Source organism: Pseudomonas sp. JV245A, from assembly GCF_032424515.1.
GTDB classification, from domain to species: Bacteria; Pseudomonadota; Gammaproteobacteria; order Pseudomonadales; family Pseudomonadaceae; genus Aquipseudomonas; species Aquipseudomonas protegens.
In genome coordinates this window covers 35069-44133 of the sequence record NZ_VYKE01000043.1, presented here as the reverse complement: position 1 = coordinate 44133, position 9065 = coordinate 35069, and the positions used below count along the sequence as shown (strand labels likewise).

General features: G+C 63.7%; 8 protein-coding genes and 1 pseudogene. 8 read left to right on the top strand and 1 reads right to left on the bottom strand.

The window, feature by feature from the left end:
- From F6S12_RS14560 to F6S12_RS14550, 3 genes and pseudogenes are all read left to right on the top strand, one after another.
- A pseudogene (locus F6S12_RS14560) lies at positions 1 to 670 on the top strand (polyphosphate kinase); the annotation flags it as partial.
- A 102-nt stretch (positions 671 to 772) separates the two neighbouring features.
- Positions 773 to 1957 carry a thiolase family protein gene (locus F6S12_RS14555; RefSeq protein WP_011062600.1) on the top strand — a complete coding sequence of 395 codons (1185 nt, stop codon included), beginning with the start codon at positions 773 to 775 and terminating at the stop codon, positions 1955 to 1957.
- A gap of 147 nt (positions 1958 to 2104) precedes the next feature.
- The gene (locus F6S12_RS14550; protein WP_019093385.1) at positions 2105 to 3064 is read left to right on the top strand and encodes a DMT family transporter; all 960 of its coding nucleotides are present in this window, start codon (positions 2105 to 2107) and stop codon (positions 3062 to 3064) included.
- A gap of 73 nt (positions 3065 to 3137) precedes the next feature.
- On the opposite strand, the gene F6S12_RS14545 is transcribed toward F6S12_RS14550, so the two are convergent.
- Positions 3138 to 4532: a class II fumarate hydratase gene (locus F6S12_RS14545; RefSeq protein ID WP_011062598.1), complete on the bottom strand. Its 1395-nt coding sequence runs from the start codon at positions 4530 to 4532 to the stop codon at positions 3138 to 3140.
- Positions 4533 to 4725: 193 nt separating this feature from the next.
- Between F6S12_RS14545 and F6S12_RS14540 the strand changes: the two genes are divergently transcribed.
- The 5 genes from F6S12_RS14540 (at position 4726) to F6S12_RS14520 (ending at position 9048) form a co-directional block, all read left to right on the top strand.
- Positions 4726 to 5241, top strand: a complete 516-nt coding sequence (locus tag F6S12_RS14540) for a DUF2059 domain-containing protein (RefSeq protein ID WP_015636579.1) — start codon at positions 4726 to 4728, stop codon at positions 5239 to 5241.
- A 12-nt stretch (positions 5242 to 5253) separates the two neighbouring features.
- Positions 5254 to 5553, top strand: a complete 300-nt coding sequence (locus tag F6S12_RS14535) for a BolA family protein (protein WP_011062596.1) — start codon at positions 5254 to 5256, stop codon at positions 5551 to 5553.
- Positions 5554 to 5654: 101 nt separating this feature from the next.
- Positions 5655 to 6596, top strand: coding sequence for a rhodanese-related sulfurtransferase (locus tag F6S12_RS14530; RefSeq protein WP_011062595.1), 942 nt, complete (start codon positions 5655 to 5657; stop codon positions 6594 to 6596).
- A gap of 36 nt (positions 6597 to 6632) precedes the next feature.
- Complete coding sequence (locus F6S12_RS14525) at positions 6633 to 7235, top strand: DsbA family protein (RefSeq protein WP_169892285.1); 603 nt, start codon at positions 6633 to 6635, stop codon at positions 7233 to 7235.
- 31 nt (positions 7236 to 7266) lie between these two features.
- Entirely contained in the window at positions 7267 to 9048 is a 1782-nt protein-coding gene (locus F6S12_RS14520; protein WP_169892275.1) for an ABC transporter ATP-binding protein, read from the top strand.
- The last annotated feature ends 17 nt before the right edge of the window (positions 9049 to 9065 follow it).

Here is a 9065-nt window from a genome sequence, read left to right as displayed (position 1 = left end):
GGCGCGCCTGGCCGGCCTGCTGCGGGACAAGCGCATGCGTAAGCACGCCCTGGTGGCAGTGTTTGAAGGCAACGACGCGGCGGGCAAGGGCGGGGCCATCCGCCGGGTCGCGGCGGCCCTGGACCCGCGCCAGTACAGCATCGTGCCGATTGCCGCGCCCACGGAAGAGGAGCGCGCCCAGCCCTATCTCTGGCGTTTCTGGCGGCATATCCCGGCCCGGGGCAAGTTCACCATCTTCGATCGTTCCTGGTACGGCCGGGTGCTGGTGGAGCGCATCGAGGGCTTCTGCAGCCCCGCCGACTGGTTGCGGGCCTACAGCGAGATCAACGACTTCGAGGAGCAGTTGGCCGATGCCCGGGTGATCGTCGTCAAGTTCTGGCTGGCCATCGACAAGGACACCCAGCTGGAGCGCTTCCAGGCCCGGGAGGAGATTCCCTTCAAGCGTTTCAAGATCACCGAGGACGACTGGCGCAACCGCGACAAGTGGGACGATTACCGCGCAGCCGTCGGCGACATGGTCGACCGCACCAGCACCGAGGTGTCGCCCTGGACTCTGGTGGAGGCCAACGACAAGCGCTGGGCCCGGGTCAAGGTTCTGCGCACCATCAACCGCGCCCTGGAAGCCGCGTTCGAGCGCTCGGACAAGCACGACAAGAAAGACAAGAAGTAGGTCGATGGTCGCGCATACGCCCAGTGAATGATTGTCGCGGCGGGACAGGAGGGGGATCTATGCTCGATGCTCTTCCTGCCGCCAACAACAATGAGGTGCGTCATGCGTGAAGTGGTGATCGTCGACAGCGTACGGACTGGCCTGGCCAAGTCCTTTAGGGGCAAGTTCAACCAGACCCGTCCGGATGACATGGCCGCCCACTGCGTCAATGCGCTGCTCGCCCGCAACGGCATCGACCCGGCCAGTGTCGAGGACTGCATCGTCGGCGCCGGCTCCAATGAAGGGGCCCAGGGTTTCAACATAGGGCGCAACGTCGCGGTGCTCTCGGCCCTGGGCACCGGCACCGCGGGGATGACCCTCAACCGCTTCTGTTCCTCGGGCCTGCAGGCGATCGCCATCGCCGCCAACCAGATCGCCTCCGGCTGCAGCGACATCATCGTGGCCGGTGGCGTCGAATCCATCAGCCTGACCATGAAGAGCGTCAACACCGAAAACCTGGTCAACCCGCTGCTCAAGGAGCAGGTACCGGGCATCTACTTCCCCATGGGCCAGACCGCCGAAGTGGTGGCCCGGCGCTACGGTGTCAGCCGCGAAGCCCAGGACCGCTACTCCCTGCAAAGCCAGCAGCGTACCGCCCAGGCCCAGGCCGCCGGCCTTTTCAGCGACGAGATCGTGCCGATGACGGTCAAGTACAAGGTCGAGGACAAGAACACCGGTGAGGTGCAGATCCTTGATGGCGTGGTGGACCGCGACGATTGCAACCGCCCCGACACCACCCTGGAAAACCTAGCGGCGTTGAAGCCGGTGTTTGCCGACGACGGTTCGGTGACGGCGGGCAATTCCTCGCAGCTGTCCGACGGTGCTTCGATGACCCTGGTGATGAGCCTGGAGCGGGCCCTGGCCCTGGGGCTCAAGCCCAAGGCATTCTTCCGCGGCTTTACCGTGGCCGGCTGCGAGCCGGACGAGATGGGTATCGGCCCGGTGTTCTCGGTGCCCAAGCTGCTCAAGGCCAAGGGCCTGAGCGTGGCTGATATCGATCTTTGGGAGCTCAATGAAGCGTTCGCTTCCCAGTGCCTGTATGCCCGCGACCGCCTGGAGATCGACAATGCCCGTTACAACGTCAATGGCGGCTCGATCTCCATCGGCCACCCGTTCGGCATGACCGGCTCGCGTCAGGTCGGGCATCTGGTGCGCGAGCTGCAGCGGCGCAACCTGCGCTATGGCATCGTCACCATGTGCGTGGGTGGCGGCATGGGGGCCACGGGGTTGTTCGAGGCGGTACGCTAGGTTTCGCTTCGTCGGCAAGCCGGCTCCCGTGGGGCCGGTTTGCGACCTGCACAATCCCGTTTGCGCTTTGTCGCCAACTGTCTCTGTGTCGGCTGCCGGCGCGGGCCTAGTATGTGAGCCTTGCTCGTAAGGCCTTGTGGGGTTCGCATGCACGTCTCGTCCGGTCGCTGGGTCTATGGTCTGTTCCTGGCCTTATTGACCGCGCTGTTGTGGGGCATCCTGCCCATCAAGCTCAAGCAGGTACTGCAAGTGATGGACCCGGTCACCGTGACCTGGTTTCGCCTGACGGTGTCCGGTGGCTGCCTGCTGGCCTACCTGGCGGCGGTGGGGCGCCTGCCGCGCTGGCGAGTGCTGGGGCCCAAGGGTATCTGGCTGGTGCCGATCTCGGTCTGTGGCCTGGTAGGCAATTACGTGCTGTACCTCATGGGCCTCAATCTGTTGAGCCCGGGCACCGCGCAACTGGTGGTGCAGATGGGGCCTATCCTGCTATTGATCGCCAGCCTGTTCGTATTCAAGGAGCGGTTCAGTCTCGGCCAGGGCCTGGGGCTTCTGGTGCTGCTGATCGGCTTTGGGCTGTTCTTCAATCAGCGCCTGAGCGAACTGCTGACTTCCCTGAGCGACTACACCGCGGGGGTCCTGACCATTCTTGCCGCTTCCGCAGTCTGGACCTTCTACGCCCTGGGCCAGAAGCAACTGCTGAGCGTGTGGAATTCCCTGCAGGTAATGATGGTGATCTACCTGTTCTGCGCCTTGTTGCTCACCCCTTGGGCTCACCCGCTGGAGGCGCTGGAATTGAACCCGTTGCAGGGTTGGCTGTTGCTGGCGTGCTGCCTCAATACCCTGATTGCCTATGGCGCCTTTGCCGAGGCTCTGGCCCATTGGGAAGCGTCGCGGGTCAGCGCGACCCTGGCCATTACGCCGCTGGTGACCTTTGTCGCGGTGGCTTGGGCAGCCTGGCTCTGGCCCGAGTATGTGCAGGCCGAGCAGATCAATGGCCTGGGCTATGGCGGGGCGCTGCTGGTGGTGCTGGGGTCGGCGCTGACGGCACTGGGTCCGTCGTTGATGGCGGGGTTGCGAGCGCGGCGGCAGCGGATCGCGGCGGGCTGAGCTTCGCTGGCGAGCCAGCTCCTGCAGTCGGGTTGTGGCAGGAGCTGGCTTGCCAGCGAAGGCGACTGCGGTCTTACCCCTGCTTCCCGGCCTCCAGCATGTTTTCCGGGCGGACCCAGGCATCGAACTGTTCATCGGTCAGGTACCCGAGTTCCAGCGCCGCCTCGCGCAGGGTCAGGTTCTCGGCATAGGCCTTCTTGGCGATCTCGGCGGCCTTGTCGTAGCCGATATGGGTATTGAGCGCGGTCACCAGCATCAGCCCGCGCTCCAGGTGCGCGGCCATCTGTTGCGGGTCAGGCTCCAGCCCGGCGATGCAATGGTGCTGGAAGTTGCTGCAGCCATCGGCCAGCAGGCGGATCGATTGCAGCAGGTTGTGGATGATCACCGGCTTGAACACGTTCAGTTGCAGGTGGCCCTGGCTGGCGGCAAAGCCGATGGTCACATCGTTGCCCATGACCTGGCAGGCCAGCATCGACAGGGCTTCGCACTGGGTCGGGTTGACCTTGCCGGGCATGATCGAGCTGCCGGGCTCGTTGGCGGGGAGCTTGACCTCGGCCAGGCCTGCCCGTGGCCCCGAGCCCAGCAGGCGCAGGTCGTTGGCGATTTTCATCAGGCACACGGCGAGGGTCTTCAGGGCGCCGGAAAGGCTGGTCAGCGGTTCATGGCCGGCCAGGGCGGCGAACTTGTTCGATGCCGTGACGAAGGGCAGGCCCGAGAGCGCCGCCAACTCGGCGGCGATGGCCTCGCCGAAACCGTGGGGTGAGTTGAGCCCGGTGCCTACCGCGGTGCCGCCCTGGGCCAGTTCGCAGACGGCCGGCAAAGCGCTGCGGATGGCGCGCTCGGCGTACCCCAGTTGGGCGATGAAGGCCGAGATTTCCTGGCCGAAGGTAATGGGGGTGGCGTCCATCATGTGGGTGCGACCGGTCTTCACCAGCTTCATGTGCCGCGCCGACAGCTCGGCCAGGCCGCCGGAGAGCTCGGTGATCGCTGGCAGCAACTGGAACTGCACCGCCTGGGCCGCCGCAATGTGCATGGCAGTGGGGAAGCAGTCGTTGGAGCTCTGCGAGCGATTGACGTGGTCATTGGGGTGCACCGGCGTCTTGCCGCCCCGAGGGTTGCCCGCCAGCTCGTTGGCCCGTCCAGCCAGCACTTCGTTGACGTTCATGTTGCTTTGGGTACCGCTGCCGGTCTGCCACACCACCAGAGGGAACTGGTCGTCATGCTCGCCCGCGAGCACTTCGTCGGCGGCCTGTTCGATCAGGCGGGCGATATCGGCAGGGATGTCGCCGTTGCGGTCGTTGACCCGCGCCGCGGCTTTCTTGATCAGGGCCAGGGCATGCAGCACCGCCAAGGGCATGCGTTCGTTGCCGATGGCGAAGTTGACCAGCGAACGTTGGGTCTGCGCGCCCCAGTAGGCTTCTTGCGGGACTTCAACCTGGCCCAGGCTGTCGGTTTCGATTCGGTTCATCGTGGCAATCCTCCTAGTCTGACAGGCCAGTTTAGGCCGTGATCCGCGGCTCGGGTTCCATGCCGGGGGTTTTTCCCCGCCATGGCCGAGCAAAACCGGGGGCCGGTCGGCGTGGGGTTGAGGGACGCGGATTAATAGGCGCAGAATGGGCGCCCTTGGGGTTCTACCTCGCCTGCTAGATAAAGGAAACTCGATGACCCGTTTTCGTGCCATCTGTACCGCGGTTGTTCTGGTGTGTGCCAGCGGCCAGGTTCTTGCCGATACCGCCAGCCACAACGCCAGTGCCGAGGCCTTCCTGACCCTGGCCCATGCGGACAAGCTCGGTACCCCGGTGTACATGCAAGTTCAGCAAATGTTCGCCCAGCGCTTCGAGCAGACCAAAGCCCCGGAATCCAAGCGTGCCCTGCTGGAAACCTACCAGGCCAAGGCCAATGCCGCCCTGGACCAGGCCATTGGCTGGAACAAGCTGAAGCCGGACATGGTCAAGCTCTACACCAGCAATTTCAGCGAATCGGAGCTCAAGGAACTGGTGGCTTTCTATCAGTCGCCACTGGGCAAGAAAGTCCTGGAAAAAATGCCCCAGCTGACCCAGCAATCGGCGCAGATGACCCAGGCCAAGCTGGAAAGCGCGGTACCGGTAGTGAACAAGCTGCTGGCTGACATGACCGCCGAGCTCGAGCCCAAGGCTGCCCCGGCGAAGAAGAAGTAAGCGGAGCCCGCAATGACCATGCAACAACGTATCGAAGCGGCGCTCGGGGCATTGCAGCCCGAGCACCTGCAAGTGCTGGATGAAAGCCACATGCACAGCCGTGGCCTGGAAACCCACTTCAAGGCGGTACTGGTCAGCGAGCAGTTCGCCGGCCTCAACAGCGTCAAGCGCCATCAGAAGGTCTACGCCACCCTGGGTGAGCTGATGGGCCAGTTCCATGCGTTGGCGCTGCACACTTATACGCCTGAGGAATGGTCGAAGATCGGTGTGGCTCCGGCTTCGCCGACCTGTGCCGGTGGCAGTCAGCATTAACCGCGGTTTTTTTGTTAGAATCCGCAACGCGCCGCTTATGCCGGCGCGTTTTTTTTGCATCCGGTTCACCCTTTACGAGGGTAGCCACCTGGAGATTACCCATGGCACAACCTATTGTCGTGGCGGCACTGTACAAGTTCGTCACCCTCGAAGATTACGTCAACCTGCGTGAGCCCCTGTTGCAGGCAATGCTCGACAACGGCATCAAGGGCACCTTGCTGATTGCCGAAGAAGGCATCAACGGCACGGTTTCCGGCAGCCGCGAAGGCATCGACGGGCTGTTGGCCTGGCTGAAGAACGACCCGCGCATGGTGGATATCGATCACAAGGAATCCTACTGCGACGAGCAGCCGTTCTACCGCACCAAGGTCAAGCTCAAGAAAGAGATCGTTACCCTGGGCGTGCCCGGCGTCGATCCCAACAAGAAGGTCGGGACCTACGTCGAGCCACAGGACTGGAACGCCCTGATCAGCGATCCGGAAGTGCTGCTGATCGATACCCGCAACGACTATGAAGTGTCCATTGGCACCTTCGAAGGCGCCATCGACCCCAAGACCACCAGCTTCCGCGAATTCCCGGACTACATCAAAGCCCACTTCGACCCGAGCAAGCACAAGAAGGTGGCGATGTTCTGCACCGGCGGCATCCGTTGCGAGAAGGCCTCGAGCTACATGCTCAGTGAAGGCTTCGACGAGGTGTTCCACCTCAAGGGCGGGATCCTCAAGTACCTCGAAGAGGTGCCGCAGCAAGAGAGCAAATGGCAGGGCGACTGCTTCGTGTTCGATAACCGGGTCACCGTGCGCCACGACCTGAGCGAAGGCGACTACGATCAATGTCATGCCTGCCGTACTCCAGTGAGCGTCGAGGATCGTGCATCCGAGCACTATGTGCCTGGTATCAGCTGCCCGCACTGCTGGGACAAGCTGAGCGAGAAGACCCGCCGCAGTGCCATCGACCGGCAGAAGCAGATCGAATTGGCCAAGGCTCGCAACATGCCGCACCCGATTGGTTACAACTACAAGCAATCTTCTTCCGAGGCTTGAGCCATGTCTGCCCGCCTGCTCTATGTGATGGACCCGATGTGTTCATGGTGCTGGGGCTTTGCGCCCGTGGCCCAGGCCCTGGCGGAGCAGGCCCGGGCCGCCGGGGTCGAGGTGCACCTGGTGGTGGGGGGCTTGCGTACCGGTAGCGGTGCGGCCCTGGAACCCAATACCCGGCGCTACATCCTCGAGCACTGGCAGGCGGTGCACCAGGCCACCGGCCAACCGTTCGGCTTCGAGGGCGCCTTGCCCGATGGCTTTGTCTATGACACCGAACCGGCCTGTCGCGCCATCGTCACCGCACGTGGCCTGGCGGCGGACTGCGCCTGGACCCTGCTGGGGCTGATCCAGCAGGCGTTCTATGTCGAAGGCCGGGATGTCACCCTGGCCAGTGTGCTGGTGGAGCTGGCGGAGCGGGCAGGGGTGCCGCGCATCGAATTCGCCGAGGCCTTCGACCGGGCCGAGCAGCATGTGGCTACCGCGGCGGACTTCACCTGGGTCCAGGACCTGGGAATCGCCGGCTTTCCTACCTTGCTGGCCGAGCGTAATGGCCAGTTGGCATTGCTGACCAACGGCTATCAGCCGCTGAGCGAGCTGTCTCCTCTGTTGGGGCGCTGGCTGGAGCGTGCCGCCTGTGCCTGAGCCGGTGGATTCAAGCGTCAGCGGCAAGCCGATCGATCGCCTGAGCTGGGCGCATATCCGTCGCCTGGCTCTTGAGCACAAGAAATCTCTGTGGATCGCCAACGGCGTCGCCGTGCTGGCGACCCTGTGCAGTGTGCCGATCCCGCTGCTGCTGCCCTTGCTGGTGGATGAGGTGCTGTTGGGGCACGGCGATGCCGCTCTGCAGGTGATGAACCGCTTCCTGCCCCAGGGATGGCAGAGTGCCGCTGGCTATATCGGCCTGATGCTCATGGTGACGCTGATCCTGCGCTGCTCGGCGCTGGTGTTCAACGTGATTCAGGCGCGGCTGTTTGCCGGGCTGGCCAAGGACATCGTCTACCGCATCCGCGTGCGGCTGATCGAGCGGCTCAAGCGCATTTCCCTGGGGGAATACGAAAGCCTGGGGGGCGGTACGGTCACCACTCACCTGGTCACCGACCTGGACACTGTGGACAAGTTCGTCGGCGAGACCCTCAGCCGCTTCCTGGTGGCCATGCTGACCCTGGTGGGCACGGCGGGCATCCTGATGTGGATGCACTGGAAACTGGCCTTGCTGATCCTGCTGTTCAACCCGCTGGTGATCTTCGCCACGGTGCAGTTGGGCAAGCGGGTCAAGCACCTGAAGAAGCTGGAAAACGACAGCACCTCGCGCTTTACCCAGGCCCTGACCGAGACCCTGGAGGCTATCCAGGAAATTCGCGCGAGCAATCGCCAGGGCTACTTTCTCGGGCGCCTGGGGCGGCGTGCCGAGGAGGTGCGGGACTACGCTGTGGCCTCGCAATGGAAAAGCGATGCCTCGGGCCGCGCCAGCGGGCTGCTGTTCCAGTTCGGCATCGATATCTTCCGCGCGGCGGCGATGCTGACCGTGTTGTTCTCCGACCTGTCCATCGGCCAGATGCTGGCGGTATTCAGTTACCTGTGGTTCATGATCGGGCCGGTGGAACAGTTGCTGAACCTGCAATACGCCTACTACGCCGCGGGCGGCGCACTGACCCGGATCAACGAGCTGCTGGCGCGGGCCGACGAACCGCAGTACGGCCCGGGTGCGGACCCGTTCGTGGGGCGCGAGACCGTCGGCATCGAGGTCCGCGGCTTGAGCTTCGGCTACGGTGACGAGCGGGTGCTGGACAATATGGACCTGTCCATCGCTCCCGGTGAAAAGGTAGCCATTGTCGGTGCCAGCGGTGGCGGCAAGAGCACCCTGGTGCAGTTGCTGCTGGGGCTGTACACACCGCAGACCGGGGTGATCCGCTTTGGTGGTTCGACCCAGCAGGAAATCGGCCTGGAGACGGTTCGGGAGAACGTGGCGGTGGTGTTGCAGCATCCCGCGCTGTTCAACGACACCATCCGCGCCAACCTGGCCATGGGGCGCGAGCGCAGTGACGAAGCCTGCTGGCAGGCCCTGGAAATTGCCCAGTTGGACGCTACCGTCAGGGCCTTGCCGCAGGGGCTGGACAGCGTGGTGGGGCGTTCCGGCGTGCGTTTGTCCGGGGGCCAGCGCCAGCGCCTGGCGATTGCGCGGATGGTTCTGGCCGAGCCCAAGGTGGTGATCCTCGATGAGGCCACTTCCGCCCTGGATGCTGCCACCGAGTACAACCTGCACCAGGCCTTGACGCGTTTTCTGCGTGGGCGGACTACGCTGATCATTGCCCATCGCTTGTCAGCGGTAAAACAGGCGGACCGGGTTTTGGTGTTCGATGGCGGGCAGATTGCCGAAGATGGCGACCATCAGCAGCTGATTGCCGATGGCGGCCTTTACGCCAAGCTGTACGGGCATTTGCAGCAGGTTCGATAGCCTTGAGTTTTATCCGT

Bases quoted from the DNA above. Each gene is read 5' to 3' on its own strand.
- F6S12_RS14540 (WP_015636579.1), top strand. From the start codon at position 4,726: ATGACCCGTTTTCGTGCCATCTGTACCGCGGTTGTTCTGGTGTGTGCC.
- F6S12_RS14545 (WP_011062598.1), bottom strand. From the start codon at position 4,532: ATGAACCGAATCGAAACCGACAGCCTGGGCCAGGTTGAAGTCCCGCAA.
- F6S12_RS14555 (WP_011062600.1), top strand. From the start codon at position 773: ATGCGTGAAGTGGTGATCGTCGACAGCGTACGGACTGGCCTGGCCAAG.
- F6S12_RS14525 (WP_169892285.1), top strand. From the start codon at position 6,633: ATGTGTTCATGGTGCTGGGGCTTTGCGCCCGTGGCCCAGGCCCTGGCG.
- F6S12_RS14530 (WP_011062595.1), top strand. From the start codon at position 5,655: ATGGCACAACCTATTGTCGTGGCGGCACTGTACAAGTTCGTCACCCTC.
- F6S12_RS14550 (WP_019093385.1), top strand. From the start codon at position 2,105: ATGCACGTCTCGTCCGGTCGCTGGGTCTATGGTCTGTTCCTGGCCTTA.
- F6S12_RS14535 (WP_011062596.1), top strand. From the start codon at position 5,254: ATGACCATGCAACAACGTATCGAAGCGGCGCTCGGGGCATTGCAGCCC.